The organism is Breznakiella homolactica, assembly GCF_016616095.2.
In the GTDB taxonomy this organism is placed as follows: Bacteria; Spirochaetota; Spirochaetia; order Treponematales; family Breznakiellaceae; genus Breznakiella; species Breznakiella homolactica.
This window is the reverse complement of sequence record NZ_CP067089.2, coordinates 4,284,649-4,303,458: the sequence shown is the minus strand read 5'-3', so window position 1 is coordinate 4,303,458 and position 18,810 is coordinate 4,284,649. Positions and strand designations below refer to the sequence as shown.

Below are 18,810 nucleotides of genomic sequence, written 5' to 3'. Positions count from 1 at the left end.
TCACCGCTCCGTCAGCTGCCGGGCGAATTTCTCCCGGTATTCGGGGATTTCGATCATGGGAGGCCGCTCCACGGTGGGGATTTCCGTACGGACAACCCGGTGGGTCTGCCCCTCAGCCTGGAGGGCAATATGCCGGTTGCCCAGTTCCTTCAGGATATTGGTTTTGCCGTATTTCTCGGCCCGGGAGAAAAAGGTATTGAGGATTCCGTAGGCCATGCGGCCCAGGGCTTCGGTGGTCTGGTTCCGGTGGATCCGGAGATCCAGGTCAACCTGGGCCAGGGCGTCCACGCCCGCGATCTGGACCAGATCGATAAGGTGGCCGAGTTCGACGCCGTACCCCACGGAGAAGGGAAGTTTTTCCAGGAGCTCCCGGCGGCCGGCGTATTCCCCGGAGAGAGGCTGAATGAGCCGGGCGAGTTCGGGATAAAAAAGGGAGAAAATCGGGCGGACCAGGATTTCCGTCACCCTGCCGCCGCCGGATGGGGCGATACCGCCGCTGGAACGGATGGGCCGTTCATAAAACGCCTTTACGTAGGAAACCTTATCATCCTCCAGCAGAGGCCCGATAAGGCCGTACACAAATTTGGGGGCTATGTTGGAAATATCCGCGTCCACCCAGACGATGATATCCCCTTCCAGCACATAGAGGCTTTTCCAGAGATTTTCCCCTTTTCCCCGGTAGGTTCCGTACTTGGGCAGGATCGCCTTGGAGGTTAGCACCTTGGCGCCGAAGCGCTCCGCCACCTTCCGGGTATTGTCCTTGGAGGATGAATCGATCACCACGATTTCGTCAAGGAGCGGATACCGGTCCATGAGTTCCGTCCGGATAACCAGAATCTCCTTGCCGATGGTTTTTTCCTCGTTCAGCGTGGGAAAGGCCAGAGATATCTTGAGGCCTTTCTTTTCCTTGAGAGAAACCAGACGGCTGATGTTCGAGAACCGCGAATGGTGCCAGGTCCGCCGCAGAAGGGCGTCGTCGCCGATGGTCACGCCTGCTCCTTGGTTATTTTTTCGATAATCGATTCAATCAGCTGCCGGCCCTTATCCAGGGACGCGATATCCACCGTGTCCACGTTAAGGCCGGTCCGCCCCTGGGCAAGACCCAGGGACAGCGCGGGGATTCCCTGGATCGACAGGAACGCCGCCGGATCGGAACGGCTGTCCCGGTGTATCTTTATATGGAGTTCCTTCATTATATCCGAAATCGTCTGGATAAAATCCGCGTTTACCTTTCCGTCACCGGCGGGCACGAATGAAACGATGTTTACCGAAATTTTTATATCCTTTCCCTCTCCGGCTTTTTCCGCGGTGGCGGTCACGGCGGTCCGGGCCACATCCAGAAGCGGTCCGTCGGAGGATTCCAGCTCAAGCTCGATGATACCCTCCGAGGGGATCCGGCCGAAACCGGTCCCCGCTTCGATGCGCCGTATATGGCAGTGGGTAGTGCGTTCGGAATCCCAGGTAATGCCGGAAAGGTTTCTGGCCATGGAAATCAGGGTATCCACCACCGGGTTCGGGCAGTCACCCGGGGGCTCCTCCCCCTCAGGGGGTGCCGGATCCTCCCGCTCCGAAGCAATGCGGATTTCTATCCGGTAATTGCCTTGGGCGTAGGTGGCGATGGAACCTAAAAGAAAGCCCTGCACGCCAATCGCCGCGAAAGGCCGGTCGTCGGGGCTTTCCGCGATTTCATGGAAGGCGTCGCTCTCGGGATCGTCAAATGAATGGGCCGAAAAAAGGAACACCACATCCCTGCCCGGGGTTATCCGGCCGGAACAGATCCCCTCAGCCGCGGAGAGAAGCGCCGCCGTTCCCAGGACATCCGCAAGCCCCGCCCCTTTCGCGACGGTGGCGTCAATCCGGGAAAGGCTTTCCAGAGGATGCCACCGGTTCGAACCGAGATCCGTAAAAAGCAGCAGGGGCGGTTCGGTTTTTCCGGAGGCGCAGTGTATGCGGATACCGATATTCCCGAATTCATCAACCCGGGGATTGATGCCCATGGAGGCGATCCGTTCCAGCACAAAGGCGGCCCGCTGTTCCTCCCGGAATGTTGGGGAAGGAATGGCCGCCAGCATCAGGGCGTCCGCTAAGATACGGTCCGACAGCATGGTGGAAGATTTCCGCTGGCTATGGAGGACCGATGACGCTTTGCCGGAAAAAACACTGAGGAAACGGGGAATTATAGTACGGATTCCTGAAAATAAACTCACCCTGCCTCCGGTTTTATTGTACCATATAGGAGGTAAAAAGTCCAACAAGGCGGTTTCTCAGACAGGGTCCCCGCAGTATACTGTGATTATCCTGAAACCCAACTAGATTTGTCTGGTATTTTCCTATATAGTGCTGTATGGAGGCAGCCTTGGATCGGGACAAACATGAATCAGGCAGCAGTTTTTCTTCGACCCAGATAGGGTCCATTACAAAACACATACAACCAATAACTGCATTTTGTACAATAGATCAAATTATTGAATTCCTCAGGGAGGAGCCGGAACTTCAGGCGGTTCCTGTGGAACAGAACGGTGAAATCATCGGAATACTGCCGCGGCCGGCTCTGGAAAATATCGCCGGTTCCCCCCGGAATCAATTCCGCAAAACAACCCTCGAAGAATACATGCAGCGGCCACTGAAATCCGTGGAAGCGGCAACCTATATCGGAAAGATCATGGACCATGAACTGTCCCGGCTTTCGGTCAATGACCCCGGCTGGTTTGTGGTGCTTAACAATGGACAGTACCACGGAATCATCACGGTCAGGCAGATGCTTGCCTATACCAATAAGCTGCGGATGATGGATCTCACCCATGCCGGGGAAATACAGCGGTACATCCTCAGCAAAAATACTTCCGATGACCCTCGGTTCGATGTTTTCTTCTATAATAAGATGGCCTATGAAGTGGGGGGCGATTTTTACCGGATCATGCGGTTCGCGGACGATTTTCATGTGGTGGCGTGTTTCGATGTGGCGGGAAAAAATCTTTCCGGAGCCCTGACCGCGGCGGCCCTGGGAGCGTGTTTTTCTGTACTGAGGATCCTTAACTACACCACCGCGGCGGCCCAGGAAATTACGGACCTTATCAACGCCATGGTCAGGGATGTCTGCCCCGAAGGTGTCTTTGTCACCGCGGTATTATTCTACATCGACCTCCGGTCCACCACCATTGAAATCCACAACTGCGGATTCTCCCCGGTATATATGTTCCTTCCCGGGGAAGACAACAAGATCGACTGCAAGGTAGCGCATCCCAACCTTCCGCCTCTGGGGGTCGCCGAAACCGTGACCGTTGACACACACCAGATTATTCCCATTGCCAGCCGGCTCAGGATCGCCGCGTATTCCGACGGGCTTACGGATATGGTCAATTGCTCAGGGGAACGATTCGGGAACGAGCGGTGTTTTGATCTCCTGAAAAAGATCCATACCGCGGAAACATCAAAACTACCGAAATATATCAATCAGGAAATTGAAACCTGGACAAATACCGCGTCCATTTCGGATGATATTACCCTGGCGGAAATCCGTTTTACGTAAAAAGCATGGCGCCGGCGATCAGAAGCAGGGCCAGGGAAAACGCGAACACCAGCTGCTGGAAGCTCCGGGGAACCTCCCGGATACGCCGGCACAGGGATTTTCCCGGACCGCTGGCAGCCGCCCGGTACAGCAGAAATCCTCCCGCCGCATAAAGTACGGTGTTCCCCAGGGATGAGAGGGAGAGTAGGCCCGCCGGAACGGGATTGTATTCCGTATTGAAGAGATTCCCCACAAAGGCGCCGAAGGGAACCGCCCCAATCCCGAAGACGATGCAGAGGACCGCCCAGGCAAGCATGGCGGTTTTCATCGCGGGCTTCACGGTAAATTCCGCTGTTCCCGCCGGGGCTTCGTATGCGGGGCCGCCATGGTCCCCGGCTCCTCCCTGCCCCGCCGTCCTTTTTCCGAAGAAAATACGGCCCAGTTTAATCATGGATGCCATGGTTCCTATCCCCGCGATGGTCAGCATCCAATACTGCCACTGGCCGGGGGAGAACCGGTACACCACCGCCTGCTTGCTGGCGAAACCATTCAGCGGCGGAATCGCCGCGATCGCCAGGGCGCCCACGGCAAAACATACCGCGGTAATTCCCCGGGAATCCCCGGCTTTCTTCAGGGCCGCCGCGGCGCCCCGGAGCTTGTACACATCCCTGGTCCCCCCGGCGTCAGCGGCGGTGCCCACGGATATAAAAAGGAGACTTTTAAAAACGGAATGGGCAAAGGCGTGGAGAAAGGCGGCGGCGAATCCCGCCGGGGTTGCCAGAGCCCAGGCGCTCATCACGTAGCCGATCTGGCTGATTGAATGGTATGCCAGAAGCCGTTTGGCGTCGCGCTGGGAAAGGGCTAAAACAACCCCAGCCACAGCGGTCAGGGCACCAAGAATTCCCAATAAACTGAAAAGAGAAGCCAGCGGCAGAAAAACACGGTCCGGCGCGGCAAGGAAATCCCACAGAAACCGTCCCAGGGCAAAAAGCGGGGTTTTGAGGAGCACCCCGGACAGCACCGCCGAAACCCCGTGGGGCGCGGACGCGTGGGCATCCGGAAGCCATCCCGACAGGGGCATCACCGCCACCCGCACCAGAGTTGCCGCAGCAATACACGCCAGGGACAGCACCGCCGGGGCGCCGCCGCCGTCAGGCAGAAGGGCCAATCCCCGGATAATCCCTTCGTAGGACAGGGCTCCCGTAAGCCGGTAGAACCCGAAGACCCCCAGGAGAAAAAAGGTCATGGCCGCGGAGCTTATCCCGAGATAATTAAAAGACGCGAGGAATGCCTTGGGTTTTTCAGAAGACGCCACCAGCGCGTAGGATGCTATTCCCAGAACTTCAAAACACACGAACAGGTTGAACAGGTCCGCGCAGGAAGCGCTGGCGGCCAGTGCCGCTGCCTGGATCAGGAACAGTGTTGTAAAGAGCCCTCCCCGGGGACCGGCTCCCCGGGTGTAGATCCAGGCAATGGCCAGGGCGGAAAACGCCATACCGTCCAGGAGCCAGGAAAGGCCGTCAAAACGCTGAATGATTCCCAGGGAAGCGCCGCGGCTCCCTACGGCGTAGGTTATTCCCCCGGAGAGCACTCCGGGCAGCAGGAATACAAGGACCGCCAGGGGGGCGAAAAGCCCGATCCCCGCGGCGGCCCATTCCAGAGCCGCTGATACCCGGGGGCGGTGTATCGATTTTGCCGCCAGACCGAAAACCGCCCCGGCCAGGGGGAGCATAACCGGCAGAAGCGCGAGGTTGGTTTCAGTCATGGCCGATCATCTTCCGGAGTTCTTCGCAGTCCAGGGTCCCGTATACGCGGTACAGGCGGTACACCAGAGCCAGAGAAAGGGCGGAGACACAGACACCAACCACAATGGCGGTGAGCATCAGTGCCTGGGGAATGGGGTCCACGAAGGAGGCGGTTTCTTCCGCGGTCTGAAGCAGCGGAGCGAGGCTGCCTATGGCGGCGCCTTCAACAATGAAAAAGAGGATCACCGAGGTATTCATAATCGCCAGGGCGTATACCTTTTTAATAAGATTCCGGCTGACCGCGAGCCCGCAGAAACCGCATAAGAACAACGCCAGAAGTAGCACCCGTTCAATCATTGCCGGACCCCATCATAAGCAGACAGACCAGCGCGATACCGGATCCGACTTTGAGCCCTATGGCAAGATTAAAGGCAATAATATACGCCACCGGGGGAATTCCGGAACCGGAAACAATGGGGTTTTCAAGAAAACTCCCGCCCGCCGCGAGGCCCGCCGAACACAGCACCAGTATCAGCAGAAACGCTGCCACCTCAACCCAGGCCATGGAAGCGCTGCCCAGGGCGGAGTGTCTGGCGTCGAGCCGTCCTATGCCGCCCTCCCGCCGTCCCAGGGCAATGAACACGATTCCTGAGGCGAGCACCACCCCGCCCTGGAATCCGCCCCCGGGGGATTGGTGGCCGTAGAACATGACATACCATCCGAAGAGGAGCACAATCGGCGAAAGCTTCCCCGCGGTCAGGTCAATGATATTCGTATGGCTTTTCTTTATTTTGCTGCCGGCGGCGGAAGCGCTGTCCGACCCGATGGCTCCGCCGTCCGGGCCGGTCTTTCCCGCGGCTTTAATAAGCCCGATGGCGCCGCTCAGCGCGGCCAGGAGAACCACGGTCTCGCCCAGGGTATCGTAGGCCCGGTACCCCAGATAAATAGCCGCCACGAGGTTGGGCGCCCCGGTGTCGGCAAATCCCCGGTCCGCCAGCGCGTCCCGGGCCGCCGCCGGCCAGGGTATATCGGGAATAACCATGGGCGCCAGTACAGCCGCGGCCATGAGGGTACAGATAATTCCGCCTATGATACCGGACCTCATGCCTCATCCTTCCGGCTGGTAACTCTGATAGCCCAGACAAAAATCACCGTTGAGACCCCGGCCCCCACGGCGGCTTCGGTGATGGCCACATCCGGCGCGTGAAGCAGGTAAAACACCACCGCTGCGGCGGCGCTGGTGGCTGACAGGGAAATGGCGCCGTGGAGCAGGTCCTTTGAAACCAGGGCATACACCGAACCGGCAAGGATAAGCACCAGAAGAAAAATAATCATGCTTCTTCATCCTCCCCTGTTTCACCGCCGTTCCCGGAAACGGGCCGGGGCTTTTTCCCGGTAAATCTTCCGAACATTTTCTGCTTCGGCGGCGACCACGGATCAAGTCCCGAATGCCAGGCGTACCGGGCTATAATATGCGTCGTCGTGGGGGAGGATATAAAAAAGAAAATGATTATCAGCAGGATCCGGCCCGCGGTTGCCAGGTCCGGAGAAATAATAAGCGCGGCGAGGAATACCGAAAAAACCGCGGCGGTGGCGCCCAGTGCGGCCGCGTGGAGCCGGGTATAGGTATCGGGAAAGCGGAACAGCCCAATCGTGCCGGCAACGGCGAATATACAAGCGAGAACACAGAATATGATAGCGCCGACAGTACGGAGCAGCAGCAGAAATTCCACAATTCCCCCTTTAATCCGGTTCCTTTTCCCGGATGAAACTGGCTATGGCAAGGATTCCCAGGAACCCGAACACATCGTAAATTAAGGCAACGTCGAGATAGATGCCCCGGCCTTCCTGCGCCCCGTAGAGCACCAGCACGGCGAGGAACAGCGCCGAAATAAGTGAAAGCGCCGTAAGCCGGTCGGCGCCCCGGGGTCCCGCGGCGATACGGACAAAGGCGGCCACCGCGCAGAGTATAAGAATCCTGATGGTCCATTCAAAAACCGCCGGAAGCAGACCGTTCATGACCATATCCTCCGGATGCTTTTTTCCAGGCCGCCCTTTACCTCCTCCCCCGCCCGGCCGGAATGGCGGGTGGTGGCGAAGAGCCAGTGGACGATGTAATGGTCATCATCCAGTTCCAGGGTTACGGTTCCCGGGGTAAAGGTTATGGACTGGGCGAGGACAACCCGGGCCAGATCGGAATGGAGCCGGGACCGGAAATGAACGACCCGGGGATTGAGTTTCCTGTGGAACAGCGCTCCAAGCACCCGGAAACTCGAGGCGTACATGGCGATGATCAGCTGAAAACCAAAGATCAACGCGGGGAAAAAACGGGGAATAACCGAACGCCGGCCCGCTTCGAATTCTTCTATAAACACGTCATAGGAGAGGGATGCCATGATCAGGGCTCCGGCGAATCCCACGAAAAAAGAATACAGGTCACCGCTGCCGGAAAACAGAAACCAGCAGAGAAACAGGATGATGAAGGTAAAAAACAAGCGGAACAGGCGCCACTTTTTTCCGGCGTCCACAGGTCAGTCCTTTTCGTAGAGGAGTTCCGCCAGGGACCTGCCGTCGGCGGCGCTCCGCAGGGCCGCCCGGAATTTTTCATCATGGAGGAGCCGCGCCAGTTTGGACAGCAGTTTTAAATGGGCCGACGTTTCATTCCGGGGGCCGGCGATAAGGAAGATGATATCCACCGGTCCGCCGTCATCCGCGCCGAAATCGACAGCCCGGGCAAGACGGAGCACGGCGAACATGGTTTCCGGAACCGAAGCGGAAAGGGCGTGGGGAAGCGCCACGCCTTCGCCGATGGCCGTTGGCGCCAGGGATTCCCGGCTGAGCACTTCCCTGAGAAGGCCGGCGGAATCCGGAACTTTGCCGTTCTTAGCCAGGATCTCAACGGCCTGCGCAAGGGCAGCTTCTTTGGTATCCGCCGCGACACCCACAGCCGCGCAGACCGGGTCAAGGATATGTTTAAAACTGGTCATTCAATTACTCCTCATCATCCAGCCGCAGCAGACCCGCAGCCCAGTCAACGGGGACTGTAAACATTATCCCGGTACCGGGATCTTCCAGGGGCCCCACGGACTCTTCCACCAGGGGCTTGAGCCGGGAGACAACCCGTTCATCCTTGATAACCGAAATAATAGTCTTGTTGTAGGGCTTGTTTCCCTTCATAAAATCCTTAAAATCCGCAAACAGCGGGATTTCATAGGCGAGGAAACGGCCCATGCCTTCCGAATCGAGAATGGTAGCCCCGGGCACTCCGGCCTCAACGTAGGCTTCCATGACCTCTTCCAGAAACTCTTCTTTATTTAGTATAAATATAAGCAGTTTCATGCTTTTTCAGTATCAGGGTTTGACCGCGGACTTGTCAAGTTTTTTCAGCAAACCCGCAAAGAGAGTTGTCCGGCAGCCTCAGTTGTCTCGGATACGAAGCGCCCGCAGCATCTTACGCTGAAAAAAGCATGTTTTAAAGCCTTTAGGCCGTAAAACGGCAAGACTTGTGAGATAACCTGCCGGGTTACCGAACAGGTCCAATAAACAGCAAGGAGGCGCCGATTGGAAGCCTTAAAGAAAAATCCCGCATGGAAGGGCCGCCGGGGTCCGTTGGTTCTCGTGATTATGGACGGTGTCGGGTACGGAAAATACAAAGACGGCGACGCGGTCGCCGATTCAAAAATGTACCATCTCGAAGCGATCAAAGCAAAAAGTCCCCACACGAAGCTTAAAGCCCACGGAACCGCCGTGGGCCTGCCTTCGGACGCGGATATGGGCAACAGCGAAGTCGGCCATAACGCCATGGGCTGCGGCCGGGTCTTTAACCAGGGAGCCGCCCTGGTCTCACAGTCCATTGAAAGCGGCAATATGTTCAAAGGCCAGGCATGGATCGATGTGATATCCAACGTAAAAAAAACCGGCGGGACCCTGCATTTTATCGGCCTCTTCTCGGACGGCAACGTCCACAGCCATCTGGACCATCTCAAGGCCATGATCCGGGAGGCGAAAAAGGAAGGCGCCGCGAAAGTACGGATCCATATCCTTTTTGACGGCCGGGATGTGGGCGAAACCAGCGCCCTGGATTACCTTGATCCCTTTGAGGAATTCCTCAAAACCGAAAACAGCGGATCCTTTGACGCCCGGATAGCTTCCGGCGGCGGCCGGATGTGGATTACCATGGACCGGTACGGAGCGGACTGGAGCATGGTCGAACGGGGATGGAAAACCCACGTTCTGGGGGAAGCCCGCCAGTTCGGTTCGGCCCGGGAAGCGGTGGAAACCTACCGGAAGGAAATACCCGGAATCATCGACCAGGATCTCAAGGAATTCACGGTGGCTGAAAACGGCAAACCCATCGGCACCATCGAAGACGGCGACTCGGTGATTTACTTCAATTTCCGGGGAGACCGGGCCCTGGAAATTACCGCCGCCTTCGAGGAAGATAAATTCGACAAGTTCGACCGCCAGCGGCGGCCTGATGTCTGCTACGCGGGTATGATGGAATACGACGGAGATATGCACGTGCCCAAGCGGTACCTGGTAAGCCCGCCGGCGATTGACCGCACCATGGGAGAATACCTGGCTGCCACGGGGGTGCGTACTCTGGCTATTTCCGAGACCCAGAAATACGGCCATGTAACGTATTTCTTCAACGGAAACCGTACCGGAAAATTCGACGAGAAACTGGAAGACTACGTTGAAATAAAAAGCGATGTCGTTCCCTTTGAGCAGCGGCCATGGATGAAGTGCGCGGAAATCACCGATACGGTCACCCAGGCCATTACCTCGGGGAAGTACGATTTCATCCGGCTCAACTATCCCAACGGCGACATGGTGGGCCACACCGGGGTGTACCAGGCGGTGGTCTGTTCCATGGAGGGTATGGACATTCAGCTCGGCCGGCTTGCCAAGGCGGTGGACGCCGCCGGCGGCATCCTGGTGCTCACCGCGGATCACGGCAATTCCGACGACATGTTCGAACACAAGAAGGACGGCTCCGTGGTGTACAAAGACGACGGCAGCCCCAAGGCAAAAACGAGCCACAGCCTCAATCCGGTTCCGTGTATTATCTATGATCCTGAATTCAAAGGTGATTACGACAATACCGAGCTCAACGAAGGTCTGGGGATCAGCTCCATCGCGGCAACCTGTATCGAGTTCCTGGGGTACCTGCCTCCGGAAGATTATGACACGCCGATTATCAATCTGAAAAACTGACCGGATTCTGCAGCGATGTTCGTATAAAAGAGCCGGCACTTTTACGCCGGCTCTTTTTCTTTACCACGTTTCGCTGCCCGCTTCCGAGGGGCCGGTTTCCTGGTCAGGTTCTCCGGGGATAACCCGCACCTGCCGTATGAGGGCGCCTTCGCTTTTTTCAACCCTGAACAGGTAATTTCCGATGAGCGTCTCCGGATGCTGGTCCGGCCCGGGGATATATCCCAGGGTATTGATGAGGTATCCGCTGACGGTTTCGTTCCGGTTGAATTCCACACCCAGCGAAAAATACGCCGCCGCGTCTTCCATCTTCATAAGACCGTTGAGCAAAAAAACGCCGTCATCGGTTTTCCTGATTTCATATTGGCCCCTTTTCTCGAATTCACCCACAACCTCTTCAACAATATCCATAACCGTTATGACCCCGGAGGTGCCGCCGTATTCATCCACCACCACGGCCATCTGGTTCTGGCGGTCCTTCATCTCGTCAAAAAGCTGGGAGAGGAGTTTCGTCTCCGACACGAAAAAAGGAGGCCGCATAATATCCCGGACCAACGGCAGCGGCATGGGCTGTTCCTTGAAAGGATACAGTTCGTACAGATCCCGTATATACAGAATTCCCACCACCCCGTCTATGGTATCTTTGTACACCGGATACCGCGTATGGCGGGTCCGGGCCATGGTTTCCACCGCGTCCCGGACCGTCGCGTCCTCCGGTATGGCGGATAATTCGGTCCGGTGGGTCATCACGTCTTCCACGGTGAGGTCGCTGAAGGCAAAGGAATTGGAAACAAACTGCGCCTCGGTTCCCTCAATGGTCCCCTGTTCTGTTCCTTCCTGAACCATCATGAGGATTTCCTCTTCCGTTACGGGACTCGATTCGTCCGAAGGGTTGATCCGGAGCAGCCGGAGGACACCGTTTGTCGAGAGGGACAGAAGTTTGACCAAGGGTTTGGCGATTTTCGAGAGCGCGCTGATTATGTTTACCACCAGGTACGCCGTCTTTTCCGGCCGCACCATGGCGATCCGCTTGGGCACCAGTTCTCCGAACACCAGCATGAAAAAAGTCATAATCAGCGTGATAAGAATAACCGAGACCGTGCGGATAACCGACAGGGCAATGCCTGCGGCTCCGAGGCTTGCGGCCCAGGATACGATGGGGGCCGCCAGAGAATCCGCCGCGAAGGCGCCGGAGAGGAGGCCCGCGAGGGTAATGCCGATCTGTATGGTGGACAGGAACGCGCTGGGATTCCGCTTCATGCCCAGCAGGGTCTCCGCCTTCCGGTCGCCTTCGGCGCTTTTCTTTTTAAGGAGGGGTTCCTTCAATCCCATAAAAGCGATTTCCGCCGAAGCGAGCATGCCGTTTATAAGAACCAGGACCACCGTAATTACAAGGGCTATCCAAACATTCGTAGTATGGCTGCTTTCCATAAACTAAAGGTACTCCTCTGAGTTTTTATTTTTTGTTCCCCCATGCCGTATTTTCCGGGTTACGATTTTTACGATTTCAACAATGGGAATGATCGCGACGGCAAGGCCGAAGGCAACGAAGAAATCCCCCAGGGGAAGCGGAATCAGCTGGAACAATCCGTTGAGTCCGGGAATGTATATAACCGCCATGGTCAGCAGAAAAGACAGGACCATGGATCCGAGAAGATACTTGTTCACGCCTTTAATTGAAAAAATTGAATTGTGCCGGGAGTGCATATTTATGGCATGGAAAATCTCACACATAGAAAGGGTGAGGAACGCCATGGTCATGCCGATGCCGTGGGACTGGATATAACCGATAAAGAATGACGCCAGCGTCAGCAGCGCGATGGTAATGCCCTGGTAAATCACATCAATGCCGAGACCGCCGGCAAAGATGGTTTCCTTGGGATCCCGGGGCGGTTTCTTCATGGAATCGGGTTCCGCCTTTTCCATACCCAGGGCCATGGCAGGGAAGGTATCGGTAATAAGATTTATCCAGAGGATATGAATCGGCGCAAAGAGCCGCAGCCCCGCGAGGGTGGCGATAAAGATTGAAATGACCTCGCTTAAGTTGGCCGAGAGGAGAAACTGGATGGCCTTTCGGATGTTCTCGTAAATCCGCCGGCCTTCCTCCACCGCGTACACAATGGTGGCGAAGTTGTCATCCGCCAGAACCATGTCGGCGACGTTTTTCGTAACGTCCGTACCGGTAATACCCATACCGACACCGATATCCGCGGATTTAAGCGCCGGCGCGTCGTTGACACCGTCGCCGGTCATGGCGCAGATACGGCCTTTCTTTTTCCACATGTTCACAATCCGGACTTTGTGTTCCGGCTGAACCCGGGCATACACGGAAATGGTATTTATGCGTTCCTCGAATTCACGGTCGCTGAGTTCCGACAGTTCCGTCCCCGTGATTGCTTCCTGGCCGGGTGTGAGGATACCCAGTTCCCGGGCAATTGCCACAGCCGTATCCTTATGGTCACCGGTAATCATAATCGCCCGGATGCCCGCAGTGCCGCATTCCTCTATGGCGGGTTTTACCTCCGGCCGGATAGGATCGATCATACCCGTAAGGCCTATGAACACGAGTTCCTGCTCAAGATTTTCCGGGGAGAGATCCTCCGGTTTTTCCCGGTAATCGCGGTACGCCGCGGCAAGCACCCGGAGGGCTTTTCCCGCCATGGCTTTATTTTCCGACAGCACCCGTTCGCGGATTTCCTCCGTAAGGGGCTGTATGGTTCCGCCGGCCGCAACCGCGGTACAGCGGCGCAGGACTTCGTCGGGAGCGCCCTTGGTATACTGCCTGCAGCCGCCCTCAGGCAAAGCGTGCAGCGTGGTCATCATCTTGCGGATCGAATCAAAGGGCGCTTCCCCTATTCTCGGGCTGGACTGTTCTAGGCTGTTTTTAATGAGGCCTTCTTTCGCGGCGAAATCCACCAGGGCGACCTCGGTAGGGTCACCCAAAGCCGCTTTCTCCTCGCTGACCTGTACGTCAGAGCACAAAGCCATGGCCGTTCCCAGAAACTGGGTATCCCCGGAATGTTCCACCACGGTCATCCTGTTCTGGGTAAGGGTTCCGGTTTTATCGGAACAGATAACCTGGGTGCTCCCCAGGGTTTCAACCGCGGTTAACCGGCGGATGATGGCGTGCCGGGATGACATTTTGGTAACGCCGATGGAAAGCAGCACCGTTACCACCACAACCAGTCCTTCCGGAATGGCCGCCACCGCCAGGCTGATGGACGTAAGGAGCATCTCGAAAACGTGGCCGCCGTGGAAGCCGCCGTTGCGGAAAACACTGAAGAAGAAAATGAAAATACAGATCCCCAGGACCGCTACGCTGAGGACCTTGCTCAGGGAAGCCAGTTTCTGCTGGAGTGGGGTCTTTTCGGTTTCCGTCTGCGACAGTATACCGGCGATACGGCCCATTTCCGTATCCATGCCCGTAGCGATTACCACCCCTTCGCCCCGGCCGTACACCACATTGGTTCCCATATACGCCATGTTGACCCGGTCGCCCAGGGGCACATCTTTGTCCGTCCCGTCTATGGCGTCAATGGATTTTTCCTCCGGAAGGGATTCGCCGGTCAGGGCGGCTTCTTCTATTTTAAGACTAGCGGTTTCTATAAGCCGCATATCCGCGGGAATGGAATCACCCGCTTCAAGGAGTACAATGTCGCCGGGTACCAGCTCCTCCGATTTTACGGTAATAACCGTCCCATCCCGGCGGACCCGGCTCTGGGGGGCGGACATTTTCCTGAGAGCCTCTATGGCGTCTTCCGCCTTGTTCTCCTGGACTATCCCCAGAACGGCATTGAGGACCACCACTACCAGGATGATGGCCATATCCGCGATTTCCCCGAATGCCCCGGAAAGTATTGCCGCGGCAATAAGCACAAGTACCATAGGATCCCGGACCTGTTCCCAGATCCGGGCGATCAGGGTCTTGTGCTTTCCTTCCTGCAGTTTGTTCAGCCCTGTTTCGGAAAGCCGCCGGGACGCTTCCGGTCCGGACAGGCCTTCTTTGTTCGTTTTTCCATTTTTTAATACGTCTTCCACATTTTGAAAATAGTCGTTCATTTTTTCTCCTAATATACGGGACCATTGGAAATCCGCGGGCAGGCCCCTGGAACCTGATTACCTTCCTTACTATAGATTCTGTACTATAGATTCTGTAAAAATAAAGCCGTTTGTCTAATCCTGTATTCACCCTCCATTACAATTTAATACATTACCCGGCTAAAACAAAAAGAATATTTCCGCCGCAGGAATCCGGAAAACCGTGTCCCCGATGGAACCGGCAATGTGCATCCCGGGGAATTACATGCTATTATTAATTCCATGGAACCATTTACTACGGGCCTGCGCGGCCTCGATAAGATCGTCAACGGAATTTTCCCCGGGGACAACCTGGTGTTTGACGTGGATGATGTGGATCATTACAAACATTTTGCCCGGGCGTTTGCGGAAGCCGCCCCGGGGAAAAACAGGAATATCATATATTTCCGCTTTGCGGATCACCCGCCTCTGCTGGACACGCCGGAATACGGCGACCCCGCCGAAGATGGTACCGGGGAATACACCGCAAAAACCGTCGTACTGGACCCGAAACGGGGATTTGAATATTTCGTATCCGATCTGGCGAAAATAGTAGAGCAGGAAGCCGCGTCGTCCTGGTTTATTTTCGACTGCCTCTCGGGGCTCGCCATAGACTGGTACTCCGACCGGATGATGGCCAATTTCTTCCTGGTGGTCTGTCCCTTTATACTGCGGCGGAAATCCCTGGCTTATTTCGCCCTGTACAAACACAGCCATTCGAGCCACGCCACGGACAGCATATACGATACCGCCCAGATCATTATTGAAGTCTGGAAACACAAGGGAACGTATTATATCCAGCCCCAGAAAGTGGAGAACCGCCAGTCCCCTACCATGTACATGCTCCATGCCCGTGAAGCTGAGCAGTTTATTCCGGTAACCAACAGCGCGCAGACCGCCGACGTGGTCGCCGCCGTAAACCGGCCGCTCCTCAATTTTACGATCCAGCGTTTCGGCCCATGGACGGCGAGTTACCACGAAGCAACCGCCATCATAGCGGCCCTGGAACAGGGCGAGCCCAAGGAAGAAGAAGCCAAGATGCTGCTGGAACGGCTTCTCAACATGGTAATTACCCGGCAGAAAAGCTTTCTCCCCCTGGCGCGGCGGTATTTCGACCTGCCCTATCTTCTGGACATTCTTAAACGGCTCATCGGATCCGGCCTTATCGGCGGAAAAGCCCGGGGCATACTGCTGGCCCAGCGCATTCTCCGGGAACGGGACCCATCCTGGGATCAGATCCTGGAGGTCCACGATTCGTTTTTTATCGGGTCCGATGTGTTTTATACCTATGTAATCCAGAACGACTGCTGGTGGCTCCGGCGTAAAACCGGGACCATTGAAGAAATGCTTGAACGGGCGGCCCAGGCCAGGGACCGGATTCTGAACGGAGAATTCCTCGATTACATCGTAGACCAGTTCCAGGAAATGCTGGAATATTTCGGCCAGGCGCCGATTATTGTCAGATCCAGTTCGATCCAGGAAGACAGCTACGGCAACGCCTTTTCCGGAAAGTACGAAAGCGTATTCTGCGCGAACCAGGGAACCCCCGAGGAACGGCTTGAATCCTTCCTCAACGCCGTCCGCCGGGTATACGCGTCCTCCATGGACGAGGATGCCCTGCTGTACCGCCTCCATCACGGCCTTCTGTACGAAGATGAGCAGATGGCCCTTCTGGTTCAGCGGGTATCCGGGGATTACTGGCAGGACTGGTTCTTTCCCGCGGCGGGAGGGGTGGGATTTTCCTACAACCCCTTCGCGTGGGACACGTCCATAGATCCCCGGGCGGGCATGCTGCGGCTCGCCTTCGGTCTGGGGACCCGGGCTGTGGACCGGATAGACGATGATTACACCCGTATTGTGGCCCTCAACCAGCCCCTGAAGCGTCCGGACAAACACGATTCGGACGACTACAAGTATATACAGCGCAAGGTGGATCTTATAGATATTGAAAACAACACCTTCGCTACCGTGCCCGTCCGGGAAGCCCTGGCGAAACTGCCGCCCCTGGACCGGGATTTATTCGCCACCCTGGATTCCGAGGCGGCCCGCCGGGCCCGGGAACTGGGGATTGACGAAAGCGCCGCCCTGCGGCTCGATTTTAAAAACCTTTTCCAGCACACGGATTTTGCATCCCGGATGCAGAATATGCTCTCGGTCCTGGAAGCAGCGTACCAGCATCCCGTGGATATCGAATTCACCGTAAATATGGACGGAAAAAGTGTCACCCCTTCGTATCGGATAAACCTGGTTCAATGCCGGCCTTTCCAGGTAAAGATCATGGGCCCCGGCGATATCGGCAGGCTGCCGTCGTCGATCCCGGAAGAAAAAGTGTTTATCCGGAGCGACGGGCCTATTGTGGGGAGAAGCGTGGCGGCGCCGGTGGACCGGCTCATCTATGTTATTCCCGAAGCGTATACATCCCTCAGCGAACAGGAACGGTACGGTGTCGCCCGTCTTGTAGGGGAACTGAGCCACCGGCCCACAGCGAAAAAGGATCCCGTGGTCATGGTTGTCGGTCCGGGCCGTTGGGGCACTTCCACACCCGCCATGGGTGTTCCCGTTTCGTTTAATGATATAAAGGGCGTGTCCGTGATGGTGGAGCTGGCCATGATGCACAAAGGACTCATACCGGACCTTTCCCTGGGAACGCATTTCTTTAACGATCTCGTGGAGATGGATATGCTCTACGTCGCGGTTTTTCCGGACCGGTCGGGGAACTGTGTTTCCGAGACCTTCCTCAATTCCGCGTCAGGGGCGCTTAAGCGGGTCCCCCCGGAAAACGATCTGTGGAAAAGAACCGTCATTGTGCTGGAGGAAGAAAATCCCGGCGGCGAGGAACTGCGGTTATACGCCGACGCTACCGCCCAGACGGCCTTGTGCTATCTGACGTAATTCAAACTGTTCCGCCGCGGCACGGCGCAGCGCCTGCTGGCCCGCTAAAACCTCATCCAGGGGAAGCGGGTCCGACATGGATGGAGCGCAGGGCTTTCCCTCGGAATCCTGGATTGAAAGGCCGCTGTTTCCGATACCTGAGGCGGCTTCCTTGATGGGGAAAACCCCGGTTTCGAGGTAGCGGGAAATAAAAACCGACAACTTCGCCACCGCACGTTCCAGGGTATCCCGGTAAATATCCGGGAAAGACCGGCGGTCCGCGGCGCCGCCTTCGATGGGATAGCACCAGGGTTTTCGGCTGAGGTTGAGGTAGTCTATATCGAGGGGTACGTATTCCGGATACACATACGCCACCAGCCCGGGGTCTTCCATCCAGAAACTGGTGATTTCTTCTATATTGCTGCTGCGCAGCGATGTTTTCCTGGGATCGGTAAAGCGGTAGAATCCCGCGGCGTCTAGAAATGCGTTATCAATGCGCCGGGCCAGCTTACTGTCATTTCCGGCACGCTCCGGAAAAGCCGTTACCAGGGCTTTTGCTAGGAGAGCCTTGAGTCCCGGAGGAGGATTTTCGCATGCCGAAACCAGCAGTTCATCCTGGTTCCAGGATGCGATTTCCTGGCCCCGCAGATACCGGAGCATGAGTACATCGATGATACGTTCAAAAAAAGCGTGGGCTTTGGCGTACCGGACGGTCTCGGGTTTTGCCGGAGAAACCCAGCCTGATTTGTAAATAATATACGGATGGGCAAGGCGGTCCAGAATCGCGTGGGTCATAAATCCCAGGGCGTACACACCAAGGGCGGTGATGGCATTTTCCCGGCGCTGCATCCTGATATCATCAGCATCCGGGGGCGGATCCGGAAGGGCCATCTTAAGGAGGACCGCGGTAAACATACCGTACCCGCGGCGGTGCAGCAGGGTCCCGTACTCCAGAGCCACCGGGCGTCGGTTTTGGCTGTGATAGAATAAATCCGGCCCCTGGCATCCCAGGGAAAAAGCGGTCCGGTAGCTGATCTGTATTTTTTCCAGCGCCTTATCCGCAACGATCCCGAAACGGGGGCGGATACGGCGGTAAATCTCTGTGATTACATCATCCCCGAACAGGATATGCAACACCTGGGACGGCATGGGTTACTCCCTATTTTTACCTGATACTAAGCCTGTATCAGACATTCTAGTTTAAATATAGCATAACCCGTACTTATTGACACGATTCCGTGCCTGTGGTAATGTGTTTTTCGTTCAATATTCCTGCGAACAGCTACAAATTCTGCAGATCCTTTAGCCGGGCAATAGCGCAGTTGGTTAGCGTACAAGTCTGGGGGACTTGGGGTCCCCGGTTCAAATCCGGGTTGCCCGACTAAAGGATTTAAA

General features: G+C 56.3%; 17 protein-coding genes and 1 tRNA gene. 4 read left to right on the top strand and 14 right to left on the bottom strand.

From position 1 onward, the window contains the following. Both JFL75_RS19310 and JFL75_RS19305 read right to left on the bottom strand, forming a co-directional pair. Entirely contained in the window at positions 1-990 is a 990-nt protein-coding gene (locus JFL75_RS19310) for a glucosyl-3-phosphoglycerate synthase (protein WP_223292708.1), read from the bottom strand. Then, on the bottom strand, positions 987-2,207 hold the full coding sequence (locus tag JFL75_RS19305) for a zinc-binding metallopeptidase family protein (protein ID WP_215628311.1): 1,221 nt from the start codon (positions 2,205-2,207) through the stop codon (positions 987-989). Before JFL75_RS19305 ends, JFL75_RS19310 begins: the two co-directional genes overlap by 4 nt. A 149-nt stretch (positions 2,208-2,356) precedes the next feature. On the opposite strand from JFL75_RS19305, the gene JFL75_RS19300 reads away from it, so the two are divergent. Continuing rightward, entirely contained in the window at positions 2,357-3,529 is a 1,173-nt protein-coding gene (locus JFL75_RS19300; protein WP_215628310.1) for a PP2C family protein-serine/threonine phosphatase, read from the top strand. Here JFL75_RS19300 and JFL75_RS19295 read toward each other — a convergent pair. Genes JFL75_RS19295 through JFL75_RS19255 form a run of 9 tightly spaced genes read right to left on the bottom strand, consistent with a single transcriptional unit; the run spans position 3,522 to position 8,592 of the window. Beyond that, positions 3,522-5,273, bottom strand: a complete 1,752-nt coding sequence (locus JFL75_RS19295; protein WP_215628309.1) for a complex I subunit 5 family protein — start codon at positions 5,271-5,273, stop codon at positions 3,522-3,524. The genes JFL75_RS19300 and JFL75_RS19295 overlap by 8 nt on opposite strands. Further along, a complete protein-coding gene (locus JFL75_RS19290; RefSeq protein ID WP_215628308.1) occupies positions 5,266-5,610 on the bottom strand; it encodes a sodium:proton antiporter in 345 nt (114 codons plus the stop codon). The genes JFL75_RS19295 and JFL75_RS19290 overlap by 8 nt, the downstream gene beginning before the upstream one ends. Further along, positions 5,603-6,358, bottom strand: coding sequence for an MnhB domain-containing protein (locus JFL75_RS19285; protein WP_215628307.1), 756 nt, complete (start codon positions 6,356-6,358; stop codon positions 5,603-5,605). The genes JFL75_RS19290 and JFL75_RS19285 overlap by 8 nt, the downstream gene beginning before the upstream one ends. Continuing rightward, positions 6,355-6,588: a hydrogenase subunit MbhD domain-containing protein gene (locus JFL75_RS19280; protein WP_215628306.1), complete on the bottom strand. Its 234-nt coding sequence runs from the start codon at positions 6,586-6,588 to the stop codon at positions 6,355-6,357. The genes JFL75_RS19285 and JFL75_RS19280 overlap by 4 nt, the downstream gene beginning before the upstream one ends. Continuing rightward, positions 6,585-6,986: a monovalent cation/H(+) antiporter subunit G gene (mnhG, locus tag JFL75_RS19275; RefSeq protein WP_215628305.1), complete on the bottom strand. Its 402-nt coding sequence runs from the start codon at positions 6,984-6,986 to the stop codon at positions 6,585-6,587. The genes JFL75_RS19280 and mnhG overlap by 4 nt, the downstream gene beginning before the upstream one ends. Positions 6,987-6,996: 10 nt before the next feature. Beyond that, a complete protein-coding gene (locus JFL75_RS19270) occupies positions 6,997-7,272 on the bottom strand; it encodes an MrpF/PhaF family protein (protein ID WP_215628304.1) in 276 nt (91 codons plus the stop codon). Beyond that, positions 7,269-7,781: a Na+/H+ antiporter subunit E gene (locus tag JFL75_RS19265; RefSeq protein WP_215628302.1), complete on the bottom strand. Its 513-nt coding sequence runs from the start codon at positions 7,779-7,781 to the stop codon at positions 7,269-7,271. Before JFL75_RS19265 ends, JFL75_RS19270 begins: the two co-directional genes overlap by 4 nt. A 3-nt stretch (positions 7,782-7,784) precedes the next feature. Beyond that, positions 7,785-8,240, bottom strand: a complete 456-nt coding sequence (locus JFL75_RS19260) for a PTS sugar transporter subunit IIA (protein WP_215628301.1) — start codon at positions 8,238-8,240, stop codon at positions 7,785-7,787. Between the two features lie 4 nt (positions 8,241-8,244). Then, entirely contained in the window at positions 8,245-8,592 is a 348-nt protein-coding gene (locus tag JFL75_RS19255; protein ID WP_215628299.1) for a P-II family nitrogen regulator, read from the bottom strand. 222 nt (positions 8,593-8,814) lie between these two features. Here JFL75_RS19255 and gpmI point away from each other — a divergent pair, with 222 nt between their 5' ends. Continuing rightward, positions 8,815-10,470: a 2,3-bisphosphoglycerate-independent phosphoglycerate mutase gene (gene gpmI / locus JFL75_RS19250; RefSeq protein ID WP_215628298.1), complete on the top strand. Its 1,656-nt coding sequence runs from the start codon at positions 8,815-8,817 to the stop codon at positions 10,468-10,470. A 60-nt stretch (positions 10,471-10,530) separates the two neighbouring features. On the opposite strand, the gene JFL75_RS19245 is transcribed toward gpmI, so the two are convergent. Further along, entirely contained in the window at positions 10,531-11,898 is a 1,368-nt protein-coding gene (locus JFL75_RS19245; protein ID WP_215628296.1) for a hemolysin family protein, read from the bottom strand. 3 nt (positions 11,899-11,901) lie between these two features. Continuing rightward, the gene (locus JFL75_RS19240) at positions 11,902-14,526 is read right to left on the bottom strand and encodes a cation-translocating P-type ATPase (RefSeq protein ID WP_215628295.1); all 2,625 of its coding nucleotides are present in this window, start codon (positions 14,524-14,526) and stop codon (positions 11,902-11,904) included. Positions 14,527-14,787: 261 nt separating this feature from the next. On the opposite strand from JFL75_RS19240, the gene JFL75_RS19235 reads away from it, so the two are divergent. Beyond that, positions 14,788-17,436, top strand: coding sequence for a PEP/pyruvate-binding domain-containing protein (locus JFL75_RS19235; protein ID WP_215628294.1), 2,649 nt, complete (start codon positions 14,788-14,790; stop codon positions 17,434-17,436). On the opposite strand, the gene JFL75_RS19230 is transcribed toward JFL75_RS19235, so the two are convergent. Next, complete coding sequence (locus JFL75_RS19230; protein ID WP_215628293.1) at positions 17,389-18,564, bottom strand: zinc dependent phospholipase C family protein; 1,176 nt, start codon at positions 18,562-18,564, stop codon at positions 17,389-17,391. The genes JFL75_RS19235 and JFL75_RS19230 overlap by 48 nt on opposite strands. Positions 18,565-18,722: 158 nt before the next feature. On the opposite strand from JFL75_RS19230, the gene JFL75_RS19225 reads away from it, so the two are divergent. Then, positions 18,723-18,796 (top strand) — tRNA-Pro (locus JFL75_RS19225). The last annotated feature ends 14 nt before the right edge of the window (positions 18,797-18,810 follow it).